This window comes from Longitalea arenae (assembly GCF_016924755.1).
In the GTDB taxonomy this organism is placed as follows: domain Bacteria; phylum Bacteroidota; class Bacteroidia; order Chitinophagales; family Chitinophagaceae; genus Niastella; species Niastella arenae.
The window spans coordinates 61828-84030 of record NZ_JAFFJX010000021.1 but is presented as its reverse complement, the minus strand read 5'-3'; the positions used below and the strand labels follow the sequence as shown (position 1 = coordinate 84030).

Genomic DNA, 22203 nt, shown 5'->3' with positions numbered 1-22203 from the left:
TCTCTGCACCATCGGTAAAGGTGGCGGTAAGACCAGTCGAGCAGTTGTCGGTCACTGAAGCCGTACCAAAGGCAGCTGCGATCTGATCAGCTGTCGGGTTACAGATTACTGCGGTTGAAGCAGTAAGCGTGATAACCGGTGCTTCTGTATCCCTGGTGAACGTGATGGTCTGCGTTTGAGTGGCTGTATTACCGCAAGCATCTGTCACAGTCCATGTTCTGGTAATAGAGCGGTCACAACCGGTACCTGTTTCTGCACCATCGGTAAAGGTGGCGGTAAGGCCAGTCGAGCAGTTGTCGGTCACTGAAGCCGTACCAAAGGCAGCTGCGATCTGATCAGCTGTCGGGTTACAGATTACTGCGGTTGAAGCAGTAAGCGTAATAACCGGTGCTTCTGTATCCCTGGTGAACGTGATGGTCTGCGTTTGAGTGGCTGTATTACCGCAAGCATCTGTCACAGTCCATGTCCTGGTAATAGAGCGGTCACAACCGGTACCTGTCTCTGCACCATCGGTGAAGGTGGCGGTAAGACCAGTCGAGCAGTTGTCGGTCACTGAAGCCGTACCAAAGGCAGCTGCGATCTGATCAGCTGTCGGGTTACATACTAACGCTGTTGAAGCAGTAAGCGTAATAACCGGTGCTTCGGTATCCCTGGTGAAGGTGATGGTTTGTGTTTGAGTGGCTGTATTACCGCAAGCATCTGTCACAGTCCATGTCCTGGTAATAGAGCGGTCACAACCGGTACCTGTCTCTGCACCATCGGTAAAGGTGGCGGTAAGACCAGTCGAGCAGTTGTCGGTCACTGAAGCCGTACCAAAGGCAGCTGCGATCTGATCAGCTGTCGGGTTACAGATTACCGCAGTGCTTGCAGTAAGTGTAATAACCGGTGCTTCTGTATCCCTGGTGAAGGTGATGGTCTGCGTTTGAGTGGCTGTATTACCGCAAGCATCTGTCACAGTCCATGTCCTGGTAATCGAGCGGTCACAACCGGTACCGGTTTCTGCACCATCGGTGAAGGTGGCAGTAAGACCAGTCGAGCAGTTGTCGGTCACTGAAGCCGTACCAAAGGCCGCTGCGATCTGATCAGCTGTCGGGTTACAGATTACTGCGGTTGAAGCAGTAAGTGTAATAACCGGTGCTTCTGTATCCCTGGTGAAGGTGATGGTTTGCGTTTGAGTGGCTGTATTACCGCAAGCATCTGTCACAGTCCATGTTCTGGTAATAGAGCGGTCACAACCGGTACCTGTTTCTGCACCATCGGTAAAGGTGGCGGTAAGACCAGTCGAGCAGTTGTCGGTCACTGAAGCCGTACCAAAGGCAGCTGCGATCTGATCAGCCGTCGGGTTACAGATTACCGCTGTTGAAGCAGTAAGTGTAATAACCGGTGCTTCGGTATCCCTGGTGAAGGTGATGGTTTGCGTTTGAGTGGCTGTATTACCGCAAGCATCTGTCACAGTCCATGTCCTGGTGATCGAGCGGTCACAACCGGTACCTGTCTCTGCACCATCGGTAAAGGTGGCGGTAAGACCAGTCGAGCAGTTGTCAGTTACAGATGCCGTACCAAAGGCGGCTGCGATCTGATCAGCTGTCGGGTTACAGATTACTGCGGTTGAAGCAGTAAGTGTGATAACCGGTGCTTCTGTATCCCTGGTGAAGGTGATGGTCTGCGTTTGAGTGGCTGTATTACCGCAAGCATCTGTCACAGTCCATGTCCTGGTGATCGATCGGTCACAACCGGTACCTGTCTCTGCACCATCGGTAAATGTGGCGGTAAGACCAGTCGAGCAGTTGTCGGTCACTGAAGCCGTACCAAAGGCAGCTGCGATCTGATCAGCTGTCGGGTTACAGATTACTGCGGTTGAAGCAGTAAGTGTAATAACCGGTGCTTCTGTATCCCTGGTGAAGGTGATGGTTTGCGTTTGAGTGGCTGTATTTCCGCAAGCATCTGTCACAGTCCATGTCCTGGTAATAGAGCGGTCACAACCGGTACCAGTTTCTGCACCATCGGTAAAGGTGGCAGTAAGACCAGTCGAGCAGTTGTCGGTCACTGAAGCCGTACCAAAGGCAGCTGCGATCTGATCAGCTGTCGGGTTACAGATTACTGCGGTGCTTGCAGTAAGTGTGATAACCGGTGCTTCGGTATCCCTGGTGAAGGTGATGGTTTGCGTTTGAGTGGCTGTATTACCGCAAGCATCTGTCACAGTCCATGTTCTGGTAATAGAGCGGTCACAACCGGTACCTGTCTCTGCACCATCGGTAAAGGTGGCGGTAAGACCAGTCGAGCAGTTGTCGGTCACTGAAGCCGTACCAAAGGCAGCTGCGATCTGATCAGCTGTCGGGTTACAGATTACTGCGGTTGAAGCAGTAAGTGTAATAACCGGTGCTTCGGTATCCCTGGTGAAGGTGATGGTCTGCGTTTGAGTGGCTGTATTACCGCAAGCATCTGTCACAGTCCATGTTCTGGTAATAGAGCGGTCACAACCGGTACCTGTTTCTGCACCATCGGTGAAGGTGGCGGTAAGACCAGTCGAGCAGTTGTCGGTCACTGAAGCCGTACCAAAGGCAGCTGCGATCTGATCAGCTGTCGGGTTACAGATTACTGCAGTGCTTGCAGTAAGTGTAATAACCGGTGCTTCTGTATCCCTGGTGAAGGTGATGGTCTGGGTTTGAGTGGCTGTATTACCGCAAGCATCTGTCACAGTCCATGTCCTGGTAATCGAGCGGTCACAACCAGTACCTGTCTCTGCACCATCGGTGAAGGTGGCGGTAAGACCAGTCGAGCAGTTGTCGGTCACTGAAGCCGTACCAAAGGCAGCTGCGATCTGATCAGCTGTCGGGTTACAGATTACTGCAGTGCTTGCAGTAAGTGTGATAACCGGTGCTTCTGTATCTGTAATATTAAATGTCTGACTACATGTACTTGTACATCCATTTGCATCCGTAACAGTAAGGGTCAGCGTGAATGTTCCACAACTATTATTGGCAAGCACTGAAACGGTTTGTCCGTTTGCTGCACCGGTGATAGTTGCATTTCCACTGATTGACCAACTATAGGTCGACATTCCCGATGGTCCACTATATGTATTGGTAGAGCCAGGGCACATATTATCGTTACCAGTAATAGAACATACAGGCAGCTCATTCACGGTTACTGTTCCACTTGCGGATGCTGAACCACAACCTGTTGCTGTATTGGTGATCACAACACTATAAGTTCCGGCTACCGTGGATGTAAAGCTGGCTACATTACCGGGATCAGGAACTCCTGATGGTACAGTCCATGCGTACGAATATGTACCTGGTTCACCCGGTGTCGCTGTTATTGTCGCCGGTGTTCCCGCACATACCGTTGGTGAGTTCACGGTCACAGTTGGCAAGGGGTTCACTGTAATAACAATAGTAACAGGATCTCCCACACAACCTGCGGCATTGGTTTCAATTACCTGCATGGTATATTCACCGACGGCCGTCCAAGTTACAGTTATTAAATTGGGATAGGTGGGATTTGGAGTCATGGTAAACCCTGTACTGGGCGTAATGCTCCATGCATAGGTTGACCCGGCAGTGAGTACTACACCATATTCTTTCGTTGTGTTAATACATACCGAATGATTACCTGGGATTGGCGGTGGTGCCTGGGCTATGGCATTGGTGCCTATTGCTGTAAACAACAGCATGAGCCCCCATTTTATAAGCAGTGTAGCTTGGTTCATGTTCGGTAGTTTTTTGTTCTTGGTTATAGATGGTGTAGGGATGTTTGCTGAATTCATTGCTTTCAAATGCAGGGGCGCCGGTTCATGGAGGACAATACCTGCCAGTTCTTCTTTATTTCGTGTAAATGAGAGTACCAGCAATCGGAGCCATAGCAAAAAATATGACCAAAAATACCGGGTCTGTCTGCCGGGATTTTTTGTTTTGTATGGGTTGCTGTACGCTTTCATAAACTGTTTTGTAATTAATTATGAGAAATTATTGGTGCTGGTTTTGAGTTGATAGTTACCGTTGCCGTACAGGTAGAAGTATTAGCACATGCATCTGTAACTGTCCATGTTATCGTTGATATTCCTACATTAAATACCCCACTCGCATCATTCCCTGTTCCACTTCTTATGGTTGCTCCGGTGATTTGATAGGTAATATTCAAAGTGCCACTGCAGTTATCAGAAGCAGTGGCTGGTGGAATCGTATATGTATTGCCATCAACTGCACAGAAGATCTGCGCCGGTGGACAGGTAATCTCCGGTGGTATATTATCCAGCACGTTTATGATTTGAGAAACCGATGAAGTATTGTTACACGCATCGGTGAATGTCCACGTTCTTGTAATAGTATATCCGCATCCATTTGCAACTTGCACATCTACGCCCGTTGCGGTAATGGTGCCATTGCAATTGTCTGTTGCTGTCAATGTGCCGGGAGCCGTTACGTCAGCAAGGCACTGAAAACTCTGTGACGCAGGAGCTGCTGGCGCAACAGGCGCTGTATTATCCAGCACGTTGATAATTTGAGAAACCGATGATGTGTTGTTACATGCATCGGTGAATGTCCATGTTCTTGTAATAGTATATCCGCACCCATTTGCCACTTGTACATCTACACCCGTTGCGGTAATGTCGCCACTGCAATTGTCAGTTGCGGTTAATGTACCCGGAGCCGGCACATCAGTAAGGCACTGGAAACTCTGGGTTGCGGGAGCCGTTGCAACTGGTGCGGTATTGTCAACAACATTGACAATTTGCGTACATGGAGCACTTGAGCATCCATCCAATGTAGTTACTAGCGTTAGCGTATAAGTGCCACACGTATTATTGGCAATCACAGTAACCGTTTGCCCTGATGCTGAACCCGAAATAGTTGCCCCTCCACTGATGGCCCAATTATAAGTATAACCTGAAATGGCCGGGGCGCTATATACATTCGTTGAACCGGGACAAACAACATTGTTCCCGGTAATAGAACAAGTGGGTAATGGTTTTACTGTAACATCTTTGCAAACAGATTGGCTGGCACAACCAGCACCGGTGGTAGCTACTACACAGTATGGATGTGTTCCAACGGGCGGAGTAACGGTAACGGTTTGCGTATTTCCCGCCGCCGGCGTCATATGATCAAGCGGCGACCATTGATAGGTGACAGGCTCAAAGGTTCCCTGTAATCCAACATTATCTACGGCCCAGATACTTCCGGCTGTGCCAAAATAATTGAATCGAACCCGAACATCGGGTTGACCAATATAGGCTGACAGGTTATAAGTCCGTTGAACAAATCCGTTATCTCCATTCCCAACTTTGGCTGGTCCGGTAAATGTTTCAAGCGTAATATAGGTGGCGCCCCCATCGATTGAAATTTCCACTTTACCTACCGTTCCGGCGTTAAAATCAAGAGCGGTCATATATGTAAAAATGGGATTAACCACTCCAACCAGACTAAAGGGAGGAGTGATCAATGCAGCGGTTTGATCGGCGCCATCGGTAGTACCGGCGACAATCATAAATTTTGTATTCGTCGGAGGTGCTTGCGAATTATATACTTTGCCATTTCGAACTTTGCCATCACCGGTTTCACCCCAATCTGTATTCTCGTCTTCATTATTGTTATTAGCATCATTGCCACTCCATCCGGCCGGATTTGCATTTCCAAAATCTTCCAGGGGGAAAGGCGGTGCACCATAGTCACTTGCGGTTAGCGTAGCTGATTGGCCGAGGCAAATAACGGGCGGATTGGCGGTTACCGTAGGCGTGAATGGTTCGTTTACTGGTATGATACCAACATCTGAGTATCCATCACAACCATTATTTAAGGTTAATAAAACCCGGTAGATGGTTGTCTGGGTAAGATTGGAATAGGACTGCGTTGTGGACGTGTTATTGATAGTCGTCCAACTGGCGCCCCCATTGGTTGATGACTCCCAACGCACGATTGTACCGGTGTAATTGGATAATGTAATAGTTCCACTGTTATTACCGGAGCAAACAGGCGGACTTGAAGTGATATCCCCGTCGGGCGAAGGCGTAACGGTGACAGTAACAGTTGCAGAGTTCGTACAACCGTTGGCGCCGGTTCCTGTAACGGTATAGGTTGTTGTAGCCTCCGGTGTCGCTATCACCGCGGATCCTGTACTTATCGACAATCCTTCCGTCGGAGTCCAGGTATAGCTGTTGGCTCCGCTCGCAGTTAGCGTTACGCTGCCACCGCTACAAAACGCCGATGGCGCAGCAGGACTAACAGTTATTGTTGGCAATGGATTTACAGTGACCGATGTTGCTGCAGATGTTCTGGAACAGCCATTGGCGTTTGTTACTGTTACGGTATAGCTTCCACTTGCTGTTGCTGAATATGTTTGATTGGTGGCTCCGGCAATCGGCGTACCATTTAGATTCCACTGGTAAGTGCTGCCTGCAGAAGATGAAGATGTAAGTGCCACGCTTCCGCCCTGGCAAAAAGTGGTTGCGCCCCCGGCGGTGATCGTTGGTGTAGTTGGTAAGGCATTGACAGTAATGGTTACATTAGACGTAGAAGCTGTACATGGAGCATTGCTTATCGTCCACCGCAAAACATATGAACCTGTAGCTGTAGGTGTAAATGTTGCTGTACGATTTGTTGTGCTGCTGAACTGCGCTGTTGATGTACTTGGGCCACTGACAATTGACCATTGCCCTGTGCCAACCGTAGGCGCATTTGCACCCAGGGTTACATTTCCTCCAATACAAACAGATTGAGCAGTTCCGGCATTGGCTGTTGTTGGATTCTGATTGAAAGTAATTGTAACATTATCAGTAGAAGCTGCACAAGGTGGATTGCTGACTGTCCAACTCAAGGTATAAGTAGTTCCAGGTATACCTGTAAAAGTGGAGCTCGGGCTTGACGGTGTTGTTATCGTTCCACCAGTACCGCTTACAATACTCCAACTACCCGTACCTGCTGTTGGTGTACTTGCAGCCAGCGTTACTGAGGTTAGTCCGCAGGTGGTAGCGCCTGTCTGATCGGGCCCCGCATTGGCTGTGGGCACTGCTGCAATGGTTACAGAGGTTGTTGTCGTAATAGCAGCACATCCGCCAGATGCTGCCCTTGTATATGTTACTGTATAGGTTCCGGCTGTACTTGATGATGGTGTAATATTACCAGTAGAACTACTGATCGTCAAACCCGCCGGAGCTGCACTATATGTACCGCCCGTATAAGCACCGGTACCGGTTAAAGTAGGTGGCTGCGCGGTGCTTAGCGACCGGCAGAACGGTGCATTCGCATAAGAAAGATTTGCTGTAGGCGCAGCTGTAATGGTAACAGTGGTCGTTGCTGTTACCGCGGCACAACCGCCCGAAGCTGGTGTGGTATAAGTTATGGTGTATGTCCCCGCCGTACTTGATGAAGGCGTAATAACGCCGCTCGTTGTATTTATGCTTAGCCCTGATGGAGTTGCAGTATAGGTGCCTCCAGTATACGCACCTGTACCGGTTAATGTAACAGAAGCTGCACTTACTGTTGTACAAAAAGGTGATCCTGTATAAGAAATGGTTGCAGTAGGAACCGCAGTAATAACTACCGTAGCAGTGGTAGTCACAGCGGCACATCCGCCTGCGGCAGCCCTTGTATAAGTTACCGTATAGGTGCCGGCTGTACTTGATGAAGGTGTAATGGCGCCGCTGGTCGTGTTGATGGTTAAACCTGCTGGGGATGCACTATATGTACCGCCGGTAAAATTTCCGGTGCCCGTTAAAGCAGGTGACTGCGCTGTTGATACCGATCTGCAGAACGGCGTGCCTGAATAGGATAGACTGGCCGTAGGTTGTGCAGTGATCGTTACAGAAGTTGTAACGTTTACAGCAGCGCAACCACCGGATGCTGGTATTGCATATGTTATCGTATAAGTACCGGCAGTGCTTAATGACGGGGTTATTTCACCGGTTGAACTATTGATGGTTAAGCCTGCCGGGGCAGAGTAGGTTCCGCCGGTATAAGCGCCTGTTCCCGATAGTGTCACGGGCACCGAATTAACCGTTGTACAGAAAGGTGATCCTGTATAAGAGATCGTAGCTGTGGGAACCGCAGTAATAACGACCGTAGCAGTGGTACTCACAGATGCGCATCCCCCCGATGCTGGTGTGGTGTAAGTAACCGTATACGTTCCCGCTGTACTGGTTGATGGCGTAATAGCGCCGGTGCTGGGATTTATGGTTAATCCGGATGGCGATGAACTATAGGTTCCGCCCGAATAGGCGCCGGTGCCCGTTAAAGTAGTCGGCTGCTGGGTACTTACAGACCGGCAGAAGGGCGTACCCGCATATGAAAGATTTGCTGTAGGCGCAGCCGTAATGGTAACATTGGTTGTTGCTGTTACCGCTGCACATCCGTCCGAAGCCGATATGGTATACGTAATAACGTATGTTCCAGCGCTACTTGACGAAGGCGTAATAACGCCGGTAGTTGAATTTATAGTTAATCCCGATGGAGAAACACTATAAGTGCCGCCAGTATACGCACCTGTTCCGGTTAATGTAACAGAAGCTGCACTTGCTGTTGTGCAGAAAGGTGTTCCTGTATAACTGATCGTGGCCGTGGGCAATGCGGTAATAGTAACATTTGCCGTTGCAGTTACAACTGGACATCCGCCATTGGCTGCAATTGTATAAGTAACCGTGTATGTTCCAGGTGTACTGGTCGATGGGGTTATGGCACCCGTTGTACTATTGATTGATAATCCCGAAGGGGCGACACTATAAGTGCCGCCATTAAACGCTCCTGTTCCGTTTAGCGTCACGTTTTGAGCAGCGCTTAACGTTGTGCAGAAAGGCGCGCCTGTATAGCTGATCGTAGCAGTGGGCAACGCAGTAACGGTCACATTGGTGGTGGCTGAAGAAGTACATCCATTGACATCGGTCACTGTTACTGTATAAGGACCAGATTCAGCGGTAGTGACATTTGCGATTGAAGGCGTTGAAGATGTAGAAGTAAATCCATTTGGCCCGCTCCAACTGTAGCTAACACCACCGCTGGCCGTTAAATTCAACGTATTACCAGCACATTGTGGCGAATTACTTCCGGCAGAAGGTGTTGGCAAGGCATTTACTGTTACCGTGGCAGTGGCCGTGTTCGTACAAGTATTCGCATCTGTGTAAGTATAAGTAACCGTGTAACTGCCCGCAGCCAGGCCATTCGCATTAAAGGTAGAACCGCTTACCCCGGTTCCGCTCCAGGTACCGCCAGCCGGGCTACCCGTTAAAGCAACGCTGTTATTTCCAAAACATACTTGTTTATTGTCGGCTGTAACCGTTGGCAAGGCATGTACAGTTACCGTAGCAGTGGCCGTATTGGTACAACTGTTGCCATCTGTGTAAGTATATGTAACCGTATAATTGCCCGCAGCCAGCCCATTCGCATTGAAGTTTGAACCGCTTACCCCGGTTCCGCTCCAGGTACCGCCAGCCGGGGTACCCGTTAAAGCAACGCTGCTATTTCCAAAACATACTTGTTTATTGTCGGCTGTAACCGTTGGCAACGCATGTACAGTTACCGTGGCATTAGCTGTATTCGTACAACTGTTGGCATCTGTGTAAGTATAAGTAACCGTATAATTTCCCGCAGCCAGGCCATTCGCATTGAAGTTTGGACCGCTTACCCCGGTTCCGCTCCAGGTACCGCCAGCCGGGGTACCTGTTAAAGCAACGCTGTTATTTCCAAAACATACTTGTTTATTGTCGGCTGTAACCGTTGGCAAAGCATGTACAGTTACCGTGGCAGTGGCCGTGTTAGTACAAGTATTCGCATCTGTGTAACTATAAGTAACCGTATAATTTCCCGCAGCCAGGCCATTCGCATTGAAATTTGAACCGCTTACGCCTGTTCCGCTCCAGGTACCACCTGCTGGTGTTCCCGTTAATTCAAGGGTGTTGTTTCCAAAACATACCTGTTTGGGATCTGCTGTAACTGTAGGTAAGGGATTTATGGTTACCGTTACATTCCCACTCATAGCAACCGGCCCGTTTACCGTATTCGCAATTACCGTATATGTTCCAGCAGCTGTTTGCAGTCCAAAGCTGAGTGCTGATCCATCACCCACCACGGGAACTCCTGTATTTACTCCATCCCGTTGAAGCTGATAAGTGGTATCCTGTTGCGAACCACTAAGGCCAACCGCTACACCACTGCCGCCGCTGCAATAGGCGCCACCGCCAGTTACTTCATACGAATTTGCTAATGTTTTAAGAATTTTAACACCTGCGGCGGCTCTTGCCCGATGGAATGAATCAAGTCTTTTCCGGTTATCAAGATGCTGGGCCTGAACAAAAAAAGGAATGCTGAACCATAGAAGGACAAACACAGTAACGCATAAACGCTTAATGGTGCGCTTGGAGTTGTTAGGGGTAACAGATCCGGTAGAAAAGATATGTTCAAGACTATCTTTCATGCACGTGTGCTAAGTCAGTTAGTGGTATAAATGATAAAGCGAAACCTATATTCACGACAATAGGAACTCCTTTCCAGGCAGTATCTGCATAGAGGCTTTAGCACCAGAAATATGCTATCTCACAACTAACGGACAAAGACATCCCGTTTGAGGAAGTAAATGTGCTCCATCAATGATTTTTGGTGATAATAAACCTTAAAATCAGACCATTCGGGATCTGGATTCAGATTGGTTTTACCGAGAATACAGGGAATAACACAGTTATTAGATAAATGGTGGAAACAGAGGCTTTTAGGGGTATTGGAAGAGAAACATTGTGGTTTGAAATGTCTCGAGGAATCAGGCCTTTTTTATATGTGTTCAAAATCTAATACAAGATAGTTAATAGATTTTAACATTTTAAGTACCTGTAAGATATTTTTAATATTATTGACCTAGCGCAAGTATGTGTTACAAAGTGCTGTATATCAAGATTAGGAAAAACGCTGAGCCATTGCCTCAGCGTTCCCTAATATATATATGTTTCCACTTAATATGGTGTCTTTCTAAAATTGATCCAGCTGATTGCCCCCAGTAAACTGCTTATTATTATTAACGGCACCAGCATGGCCATCCAGGTTACCGGGCTCTTTTCCGTAAACGTTTCTACCTTACAGTAATTCCAGTCCTCCTTAGTTACATCAGCACCTGAAAAGATCTTTGGATAGAAGTGCAGACGCTTGTTTTCATGGAATTGCCTCGTGCTATCAAGAAATTTCAAATGATTACCCAAACCCGATTGTGCCAGGGTATTCAATTGATACTGGGTATGCATGGAGGGAATAAAATAAGAAATTGTTCTGCTGGCTATTTCTCTTTGCCAGAGTTTTGCTTTCATTTCCCCAGCTTCCTGCTGCGCTTCATCATCACCCATTTGCTGCATGGCATAATACCAGAGCCAACTGAATTCCGTATTGGGTAATGTATATTGGTTGAACTGCGGATAATGTTCATAAAACTTATCCATCGTTATTTTCTTATCCATATCCCATTTTTCATGGTAACCCTCCCGTTGCTTAACTACTGTTGCCAGGGCTTCAGGCACCGGATATTGGCTGGTAATATAGTTATTGGCCATGCCGGGACAAATCACTGTCATCAAGAGCCAGGCACTTAACAAAATAACGGCATTGGCGCCTGAACTTTTTTGTAAAGAAGCCACCCAAAAGCTGATCGCAAACCAACATAACAGATACAAAAACGACAGGCTAACAGCAGCCCAAAAACTATTGTCAGCTGGTAAACTCAATAATACTGCTGCCAGCGCCCACAAGACAGTCAATGCTGTATAAATGACAGCTGCACGCACAGCCAGTTTTTTGAATATTATAACCGCAGGCCGCTTGTGTTGTGCTGATACCAGCCGCCATGTTCCGCCTTCCTTTTCTTCCGATAACAAATTGTAGGTAAAAGCGATGATGAGTAAGGGAAACAGGTAGATCAATACAAAGCTGAAATCGAGGTTGCCGGCGAGTAAACTATATGGATTGAACAGATCGGTATCATATAACTGGTTCTCAATATTGCGAATGGTTACATGCTGGATGGAACTGTTCACATCCCTTTGTCCGATAGACAGTGCATTCAGCGGCGGCGGTTCATTAACCAGACCAAACCGCAGGTAATACAGCAGCAGCCCCATCTCTTTGTTGAAAAATTGAACGTTGCGCTGTATATGGTCGCGCTGGTAATGTTCTGTTTTGGCTATGCTGCTTTTTATTTTTTCAATGTGCTGGCGGCCAATAAAAATACTGATCATGCCTGCCAGCATTATGATCGACAGACCGGTTACAACGATTCTCGACCGAACGAAATTCTTCAATAACAACAGAAACATACCCTATAATGCTTTTAATTTTTTTGATAGAATGGTGGTAATTGCAGTGAGTAAGGTCAGCCAGCACAGCAAAGATGCCAATGCCGGAAATTCCTGTAGAAGAACAGTTCCCTGGCCGGTTCTTTTATATTCGAAATCGGGAAAAGCCTTCCAAAACGCGCTGCTGATACTATGAGGCTTGTCGTGCTCTCCCGGTTTTTTATTGCTGATGTGTTTTATCTGCAGCTCGTTCATATGCTGCGCCAGTTGGTAACGGTACCTTTCTGCCTGTTGTTGAAATTGAACATAGGAACGAAAATCAGTGCCGCTCATGGCCATTGAAAGATCCCGCAATGCTGCAAAAGGATTGATGAAGGCAGAATACCGGGATACATCATTTTGTTGCTGGTATTTCCTCAATAAAGCGAACAGGTGCCGGTTATAAATCTGGGCACTTATTTTCTCCCCTTCTTTCATCTGAAAACCACTGTAGTTAAACGGCAACTGCTGAACAGAATCCACTTTATACAGTCTCAGGATCGAATCTTTCAGCGCCTTATAATAAGGATCGTTTGGATCATGACTATCCCCTTTTTTGATCAGGTCTTTTTCAATAGCCGTTTCAAATTCAATCCGGGAAGGCGTGGCGTGCAGGTAATTGCCCATGGCCTGGGCGGTTCGTGGCATGATCACAGTAAATAATAACCATATGCCGATCAATGAAACCAATGCCGATTTTGCGGTTTTGGCGATCGAGGAGATCAATACTGCCATCAGACTGATGATACCGGCGTAGCATATATAAGACAAGGCCAGCCAGCCGATGCGACAAACATTGTCAACGATATATTTTTTTTCGGGCAACACAAAACAGCCGATGATCAGTAGCAGGATCACCGGTAACAGTATACACAAAGCGATGCCCAACAGCCCCAACGCTTTACCAACGATGATCTCTTGCCAGGACGTTCCCTGGCTAAGCAGGATCTTCAAAGTACCGTTCTCCCTGTCTGCTGCTACCGTGCTAAAGCCGATGAAGAAGATCACCAATGGCAAGAGTACCTGTAAGATCATGGCGATACTTATTTCACCAAAGCGAAGCATGCCGGTGCTAAAACCGGCTTCCGAAAAGTTGACCGAATTCTGCCGGTGCGCTTCAAGGAAGACCGCATTACCGGTATAACTTTCCATACCAAAATCAAAAAAGCTCAGGGGATGTTTTGTGCGAAATGCAATGTAACCGTAATGCGCCATCCGGTGTGGATGTTTATCAGGCATATCTTCCCAATCCGCGCGCACCTGTTGTTGATACAACTGCCGGCTGCGGGATTGTTGTTGATAAATGGTAAAACCGCTGTAGGCAGCATAAATAAGCAGGATCACGGTGAGGCCAAGCAAAGCCATTACCGCCTTATTTTTAAAAGCCATTCCCATAACCTGCCTCGCAAATAAGATCAAAACTGATTTCCGCATAGGTGCTGATCAATTAAAATTTATAAGTAGCTGTTAACATGCCATTCCTGGGGGCACCGGGAAATAAGCGAAGGAAATTCTGTGCACCCAGCCAATATGTTTTATTGGCAACGTTGTTTATATGCAGGGCCAGCTGCATATTACTTTTGCCGGGATTGAAATACAATGCCATATCCACCAAAGTGTAAGCAGGTATTGTAAAGTCCCTGGTAAACCAGGGGATCTTGTCGCCACTGTATTGAAATCCCAAACCAAGGCCAAGATCTTTCAGGGCAGAACCTTTAACGAAGTTGTATCGTGTCCATACATTGGCGCTGTTCACCGGTGTGTTTTCTTTTCTCGCCCCTACTAATTCGGCTTTATAGTCGGCCCGGATGCTTGCATCGATGTAACTGTATGAGGCATTTATCTGCCAGTTCGGAAGAATAAAACCCGCCACTTCCACTTCTAAACCCCTGCTTCTGTCTGCCCCCCGGGTGGTTAATGAATCGGGAAAAGCCGGAACATTGGCATTTATTAAAATGTTTTGTTGGTTTATTTCATAGGCAGCCATTGTTACCTGTAACCTGCTTTTCCATAAGCCGGCTTTGACGCCCAACTCTTTCAGATCGCTGATCAGGGGATCAAATTGCGCAGCTGATTTCGCTGAATTGTAAAAATTGCCGGTATTTGGCATCAATGTAACAGTATTCGATTGGGGTTGAAAGCCTTCCAGCCAGGTGCCATAGACATTGATCGTTGGCGTAATGGCATATGTAATACCCACTCTTGGCAGCAGGGCCGTATTGGTAAACGACGACTCATTTGGCGATTTGTAATTGGTTATATCTTTAAACCATTCCTGGCGCAGGCTCAGGAGCAAGGTCAATTTTTTCCATTGTAACTGTTCCTGAATATACAGGGCATTGCTGGTGGTGAGTGCGGCAGGCAGCGCTGTGCGCACATTCAGCAGGTAATCATCGGTATTCCGGATCGTATACACCGGGTTATTCAGGTTAAAATGCTGTACATTGGGCTTTGGCATTACTATTCCATCAATGGTGATCGTTTGGTAATTGTTCAGGTTTGCTTTTGTGTAGGTATTGGCAACAGTTCCATCCTTCAACAAAAATCCCCGGGCTGCATTTTGCCCGCCTCCTTTCAGCTTGTGCCAGCTATGCAGATCGTAACCGATCAATAGTTTGTGATGGATGCTTCCGGTAGTAAGATCAAAATTGAAATAGCTGTTGATATTATCGATATTCCAGAACTGCTTCCGTTGCACGAACTGCATGGCGGCAAGGGAAGTAATGGCGTTATTGGCGGTATCAACGCCAAAGGCGTTCGTGGTGCGGTGTTCCTGCAGATCTTCCGCCCAGGTTTGTTTCATATAGGAAGTATTGAAACTGATATGGCTCGAAAAACGGTGCGAGATATTGCCCGTTACAATAAGTTCTTTGGACCTGAAGAAATCATTGGGCGCGCCCAGGTTTAAGCTGGTTGGCGTGCTGTGCAGATCTGTAACACCCGCTACGGCGCCAAAAATGGGCTGACCTCTGTCGAGCACACCGGTCAGATTGCTCAGGATCATTTCCACATTAATGGCTGTACGGTCATTCGGAATATAAGAAAATGAGGGTGAGATCAATAATGATCTGTTACTCACCAGGTCGCGGTAACTTTTTGCTTCCTGGTAAGCGCCATTGAGCCGGTACAATAAGGTTTTACTGTCATTGAGCGGACCGGTAAAATCCAAGGATCCCCGGATAGTGCTGAAACTGCCGGCACTGATACTTATTTCTTTCCGGTTGCTATTGAGTGGCTTTTTAGTGACGAGGTTGATACTGCCCCCCGGATCAACACTGGCAAAGGTAGCACTGGCCGGTCCTTTGATCACTTCTACCCTTTCTATATTAGTAGTAAGCGGTTGTAAAAAATAATACTGGCGGGTGCGCATGCCGTTCATGATCTGCCCTTCCTCATTCTGGCTGATACCGCGAATAGCGTACTGGTTATAATAGCTGGAGGGAATGACTCCGCTGGCCATCTTCACTGCATCGGCTAATTGAAAAGCCTGGCGATCGGTGATCAGCTCTTTTGTAAGGGCGGTAATCGACTGTGGAATGTCTTTGATCAATGTGGCAGTGCGGGTGGCGCTGAATGAATAATCGCTGTTATACTTTTTCGCACTTCGGCCAACGATCTCGATCAATTGCAGGTTCTTTAACTGCGGAGTTAAGACAATTTTAAGGGTTGCTGCATGTTCATTGATCACCAGTGTTTCTTCAAAATTGTCAAAGCCGATGCTCGAAACGGCAATATGGTAAAGTTTTTTAGGCATCAGCTCCAGACTGAACTGGCCCTGGTCATCGGCCATGACAGACCGGTTGATCTCCTTATTTTTTACCGTAATGGTAGCACCTTTCACCGGTTCACCGGTTTCTGCTGTAACATTTCCGGTTAAAGTAACCTGGCTAAAACCCGGAAGCGTAAAAAGCGACAGGCTTATTGCTATTAATAAATATTTCATGGGTTGCTGCAATTTTAGATCGTTTCCAGGTACAGTTGCTGTAATTCATTGGCGGTAATGTCGCTCGTTTGTACCGTATGAACCAGGCTGCCCTGTTTCATGATGCCAATACGGGTGCCCACATTCACCGCATTGAAAATATCATGGGTTGCCATGAAGATGGTTTTGCCCGCAGCCGCCAGTTCTTTACAAATGCGGGTGAATTCAGCCGTGGCCTTCGGGTCAAGGCCGGAGGTAGGTTCATCCATGAGAATCGCATCGGCATTCTTGGCAAGCGCAATGGCGATACCTACTTTCTGGCGCATGCCTTTCGAGTAAGTGGACAGCCTTTTGTCCTGTGCTTCCTTCTGCAGGTCCGCTTTGCTCAGGAAATTGCTTAGCATTTCCTTGGTATAGTTAAACCCTGCGAGCTGACTGAAAAATGCAAGGTTCTCTATACCCGTTAAATTGCCATAGAGCTGCACTACTTCAGGAATGTAGGCAATGAATTTCTTGGTAACCATTTCATTGGGTTGAACCGGGATGCCATTGACCAGCGCTTTGCCGCTGGTAGCATGCGTAAAGCCGAGAAATAAGTTGATGGTCGTGGTTTTGCCGGCGCCGTTCTGACCGAGCAGGCAAAAGATATCACCTTTATCAATAGATAAATTCAGGTCGCTTAGCGCAGTATGGCCATGATACTGCTTGCCAAGCTGTACCGCTTCTAATACAGGCATGACTGTTATTATTTAAATAATAAATTACAAACAGGGAATTTCCGTTCCGATAGTCATCGGAAGCGGCGTGTTAACAGGGCAGCAATCACAACAATAAAAACTCAGCATAATACGGGAGGGCCCTTATTGGGCAATGAGGCAGTTGATGCAGTAAGCTGTTGTACAGAATAACAACTATATTTTACTGCATGGGCAACGAGTGATATTTCGTAAGGAGCTAATACCTCGTCGTTATAAGATGAATACTTATGCGAACAAACCGCACAATCAGCTTCCAGTATAATGCCGGTACCTGCCGCCACCGTGTCGTTTTTGGCGTGCTGCGATAGAGCGGTTGGGGTAGCTTTTGCGGAAGATGGATGATCATGCCACAGTTGTACCGGTGTAGCAATGAATGCATACAGCGCCAACAGGAGGCCTGCTAAAAGATGACGATATGTGTTTTTTGCCTTCAATTAAGAATTGCAATACTGTTGCAAATGTATAGTTGTTTGGTTTACACTACAAATAAAGTTTTTCATTAAGTGTTGGTCGTTTCTAAAGCATTAAGCGTGATTATGGATCTCTTTCTTGAACTCCGTAAAATTCTTTCCGCAATTATTTTTAAAGAATTTGCTGAAATGGGCCAGGTTATCGAAGCCCAGGTCATAGGCGATCTCTTTCATGCTTAATGTGGGGTACATGGCCTGTCTTTTTGCTTCCAGCATAATTAACTGCTGAATATGGTGGCTTGCAGAAAAACCGGTTATTTTCTTTACGATGCGGTTCAGATGATTGGGCGTAACCAGCAGGTCATGTGCATAGTCGCTTACCATTTTCTTTGACCGGTAATTCCTGTTGATCAATGCCATGAATTTTCTCACGATTTCCATTTCTCCCGAAAAAAGATTTTCTGTTGAGGTGGCTTGTACATTTCTGGATAAATAGATCATGAAGACATTCAGCAGACCTTTCAACAGCTCAGTTCTGCCGGTATCATAATTCGTGTATTCCTGTTTCATTTTTTGAAGGATGGTCTCGAGCTCACATTGTATTTCACAACTGATAGAAATAGGTGCAAAATGGGAATGCATCTGATAGCGGTCGAACCAGGCGGCGGTTTTCGAGTAGGCTTCTGACAACCTGATGAATTCGTTGGTAAATTTCAGGTAATAACCAAACATGCCCGGTTCTATGGAATACCTGCGCAAGCGGCCGGGAGTAATGCAATACACCGTATTATCAGCGAATACATTCTTTTTGCCGTCCACCTCAATTTGTCCCCTGCCCTTCTTAATCCATATCAATTCAATTTGGGTGAGTTTTTCCGGCAACTCGCCGGCTGATGGGTTTTTGGTGTTCATCCAGTCCAGCGGGTGGATCTCGAACCGGTTAAAATCGTCGGTTTGGTTGTCTTTACATCTAAAAGGCATCTGAGTGAAAGCAGTCAGCTGGTTGTTGTTTTGGAGGCCGGGCATAGAAATAAAGTTGTATGGTGTTAAATTGACAAATGTCAGACTGATGGCCAGCCAATCTGTATGCCAGGAATTAAACTGCTGATTGGTAAACGGATAAACATGCAAAACAAAATAATAGCTATCGATATTTCGCTAATTGGCGAAAATGCATGGCTGGTAACATATATAAATAATAATTTCATTTGTCATATTATACAGTGCCATTATTCAGGTATTTTTGTTAAAAAAGGAGCATATGGCAAGGCCGCTGATCTTGTTAGCTTTTTTGTTGGCCATTTCTGTCTGTTCAATTGGCCAGTTGCCTGATAAAAAAACATTGACCATTGCAGATTATGAACATTTGATAAAATACTACCGGTATTATAAACAGGATTCGGCCATCTACTATTCTCACCAGGCGCTTGGCCTTGCCAGGAAACAAAAAGACAGCAATGGGCTGGCGCTGATCCTTGTTCAAATGGGCATGATCGATGATAACCGTGGCGAATTTGACAGCTCAAGGCAGAAATATACCGAGGCGCTGAAACTCTTTCAAAAAGCAGGTTCAAAGAAAGGTATCGCATCGGCAACCATAAGGATAGGTGTTGTAGAATTAAGGAATGGCAAATACGACAATGCCATTAAACATTTCCTCGAGGCCTTAAAGATCTCGGAAGAGGCCGGAGACCGGTTTGGCGTCATGGAAGCCAATTACAGTATTTCATGGGCTCATCTCGACCGGCACAATTACAAGACAGCATTGCAGTACTTAAAAATTGCCGAGCGGCAGAATGATAGTCTTCCCTTTTCAAATATTTCATTAAATATTTTCAACCACCTGGGCGTACTTCACAAAGAGACGGGTGCGCTTGAAATGGCGCGTTATTACCTTGAGAAAGGCGTCCGGTTGAGCGGCAAAGTTGAACACCAGGGCCTCAATATCACGCTCATCAATAACCTGGCATCCGTATATTCAAAACAGGGACTGAAGGAAAAGGCCGTGGCTTTACAGAAAGAAGCTTTGCAACGATCACGCGCCATGGGCAATTATCTGCGTGAATTGCAGGTATTATATGGTTTGGCCAGAACCTATGGTAATGACGATCTGCCCAACGCTATTCATTACCTGCAGGAGGCCATTTCCCTGGCAAGGGCCAAAGGCGCTTACAACCAGGAGATGCGTTACCTGAGGGCCATTACGCCGTGGTATGTAAAACAGGGCAATTATAAAGAAGCGTTTTTGATGAAAGAGCGGGAGAAGTTGCTTTCAGACAGCTTCATCCAAAATTCGATGTCTAAAAACATAGCTTCGCTGAAGGCAGAATACGAACTGAGCCGGTCAAATGCGCGGATCAAGGAGTTGGACCTCCTGAATAATAAGCGCAAACTGGAATTAAAAAATGCTTCCCTCCTGCACTATGTCACTTTTGGCGGTATCGGCTTGTTGCTGGTCATTCTTGGTTTGTTATATAATCAATACCGAATTAAACGGCAGAACAACCAGGAGATCAGTTTTAAAAATCAGGCTTTGCAGCGTTTGCTGGAGGAAAAGGAGTGGCTGGTAAAGGAGATCCACCACCGGGTGAAGAACAACCTGCATACAGTAATGAGTTTGCTGGAAAGCCAGTCGGTATACCTGCGCGACGAAGCACTGCTTGCTGTTCAGAATAGCAAACACCGCATCTATGCCATGTCATTGATCCATCAAAAACTGTATCAGGATGAGCATATGACCCAGGTTGATCTGTCGGTTTACCTGCCGGAACTGATCAATTACCTGCATGATTCCTTTGATCTGGGTAAATACATCCATTTCCGCTCGGCAATAGAAAAGATAGAAGTAGATATTGCGATCGCCATTCCGATCGGACTTATCGTCAATGAAGCGATCACCAATTCGATAAAGTATGCATTCCCGGGACGAACAGCGAATGAGATCCGGATCCAGCTGGGGCAAACCGGCCGGAACACCATTTTGCTTTCCATCACTGATAATGGCATCGGCATTTCAGAAGCCGACCGCCTGAAAAAGGATTCTTTAGGTTTTAAACTCATGCAGGGGCTTACCGGCGATCTGCATGGGCGTTTTACCGTAGAAAGTCATCATGGAACCAGTATTTCCGTAGAGTTTCCCCAGGGTTGTTTATTCAAACAGGTAAAAAACAGCAGCAGCGCAAGGGAGCAATTATATGCATAAAAACAATCTTTATTTTTGAACATCAGCTGATGGTATCGGTCATCATGAAGAAAAAAATATTAATAGTAGAAGACCAGTTTATTGAAGCCAACAATCTGCAAATGATCCTGGAAAAAGCCGGGTATCTGGTCTGCTCTCTCGCCCGCTCGGTTCCTGTTGCCCTGGAGATCATTGACAGGGAAAAGCCCGATATGGTGCTGCTGGATATTTTTTTGCAGGGCGATCTTACTGGCATTGACCTGGCTGTAAAACTTCGTGAGAGAAACATTGCCTTCGTATTCCTTTCTGCCAATTCAAATAAAAAAACGCTCGACGAAGCCAAGGTCACCCAACCTTATGGATTCCTGGTAAAACCTTTCCGCGAAAAAGATATCCTGGTTACGCTTGATATAGCCTGGTACCTGCACGAACAACGCCTGGCTGCAAAACCCCTTGAAATGGTGCAGGAACCCACCGATTATGCAAGGGTGCCTGCATTCAAAAATATCATTGGTAACAGCAGATTAATTAAAACCGTACTGGAAATGGTTTTAATGGTAGCCAGCTCTGATACTTCGGTTTTATTGCTGGGAGAAAGCGGTACCGGAAAGGAAAAGATCGCGGAATGCATTCATACGCTTTCACCAAGGCGATTAAAACCGTTTATAAAAGTAAATTGTGCTGCCCTGCCTGCGACACTTATCGAGTCGGAATTATTCGGGCATGAGCGCGGCGCATTCACCGGCGCTCTCGATAAACGTATTGGAAAATTTGAACAGGCGAACGGCGGTACCATTCTGCTGGATGAGATCGGGGAAATGCCGCCTGAAATGCAGGTGAAACTGCTGCGCGTATTGCAGGAAAAAGAAATAGAACGGATCGGTGGACAAAACACCATAAAGATAGATGTCCGGGTAATTGCATCTACCAACAGGAACCTCGAGAAGGTGATCGCTGAGGGCCGCTTTCGCATGGACCTGTATTACCGGTTGAATGTATTCCCCATCACGCTGCCTCCGTTACGCGAACGCAAGGAAGATATTCCGGAGCTGGTCATTCATTTTATGCAGCAGTTTAACCGCAAACTGGGCAGGCAGGTGGATGATATTTCCTTCGAAGCCCTGGATAAATTATTGCAGTACGAATGGCCGGGAAATATCCGCGAACTCGAGAATGTTATGGAAAGAGCCATGCTGCTCACTGCGGGCCAGGTGATCAACCAAAAATCGCTTCCGCAGCTGCAACATAAGGTCATTGCAGCAACCAACACAGAAAGACCTGCAAAAACCATTGAAGAGAACGAGCGGGATTATATTATCGCTACCCTGAAAAAGTGTAATGGAAAAGTATCAGGCGCTGGCGGCGCTGCCGAGATCCTGAACATTAAAGTATCCACCCTTAATTCGCGTATCAAAAAGCTGGGCATAAAGAAAGAACAGTTGATACGTTGATGGTTTACATCCCCCACCCTGAAATATTGCCTGTTATCTATTGTCTGTTGCCGGCTGGCATTGCTCCTTAGCCCGCCCTTAATGAAATGTACAAGTCAATGCATGTTATGGCAATTGCTCCCGGAAAAGGACAAGTGTAGTTTTGTAATGTCGATGGTATTCAAAACCTCAAAACTATATGTC

Annotated in this window: 9 protein-coding genes; 2 read left to right on the top strand and 7 right to left on the bottom strand. The window is 46.7% G+C overall.

The annotated features are described in order from the left end of the window. The 7 genes from JT717_RS25695 to JT717_RS25665 form a co-directional block, all read right to left on the bottom strand. Positions 1-3712, bottom strand: a 3712-nt coding sequence (locus JT717_RS25695; protein WP_205514036.1) for a beta strand repeat-containing protein, incomplete at its 3' end; no start/stop codon positions are given. A gap of 242 nt (positions 3713-3954) precedes the next feature. After that, entirely contained in the window at positions 3955-10404 is a 6450-nt protein-coding gene (locus JT717_RS25690) for an HYR-like domain-containing protein (protein ID WP_205514035.1), read from the bottom strand. Between the two features lie 529 nt (positions 10405-10933). Continuing rightward, positions 10934-12280: a DUF3526 domain-containing protein gene (locus tag JT717_RS25685; RefSeq protein WP_205514033.1), complete on the bottom strand. Its 1347-nt coding sequence runs from the start codon at positions 12278-12280 to the stop codon at positions 10934-10936. 3 nt (positions 12281-12283) lie between these two features. Further along, positions 12284-13732: an ABC transporter permease gene (locus JT717_RS25680; RefSeq protein ID WP_205514031.1), complete on the bottom strand. Its 1449-nt coding sequence runs from the start codon at positions 13730-13732 to the stop codon at positions 12284-12286. Between the two features lie 13 nt (positions 13733-13745). After that, complete coding sequence (locus tag JT717_RS25675; protein ID WP_205514029.1) at positions 13746-16241, bottom strand: TonB-dependent receptor; 2496 nt, start codon at positions 16239-16241, stop codon at positions 13746-13748. 14 nt (positions 16242-16255) lie between these two features. Beyond that, the gene (locus tag JT717_RS25670; protein ID WP_205514027.1) at positions 16256-16957 is read right to left on the bottom strand and encodes an ABC transporter ATP-binding protein; all 702 of its coding nucleotides are present in this window, start codon (positions 16955-16957) and stop codon (positions 16256-16258) included. 545 nt (positions 16958-17502) lie between these two features. Then, positions 17503-18414 carry a helix-turn-helix domain-containing protein gene (locus tag JT717_RS25665; RefSeq protein ID WP_205514026.1) on the bottom strand — a complete coding sequence of 304 codons (912 nt, stop codon included), beginning with the start codon at positions 18412-18414 and terminating at the stop codon, positions 17503-17505. A gap of 235 nt (positions 18415-18649) precedes the next feature. Between JT717_RS25665 and JT717_RS25660 the strand changes: the two genes are divergently transcribed. Both JT717_RS25660 and JT717_RS25655 read left to right on the top strand, forming a co-directional pair. Continuing rightward, entirely contained in the window at positions 18650-20590 is a 1941-nt protein-coding gene (locus tag JT717_RS25660) for a tetratricopeptide repeat-containing sensor histidine kinase (RefSeq protein ID WP_205514024.1), read from the top strand. Positions 20591-20634: 44 nt separating this feature from the next. Further along, a complete protein-coding gene (locus tag JT717_RS25655; RefSeq protein WP_205514022.1) occupies positions 20635-22020 on the top strand; it encodes a sigma-54-dependent transcriptional regulator in 1386 nt (461 codons plus the stop codon). The last annotated feature ends 183 nt before the right edge of the window (positions 22021-22203 follow it).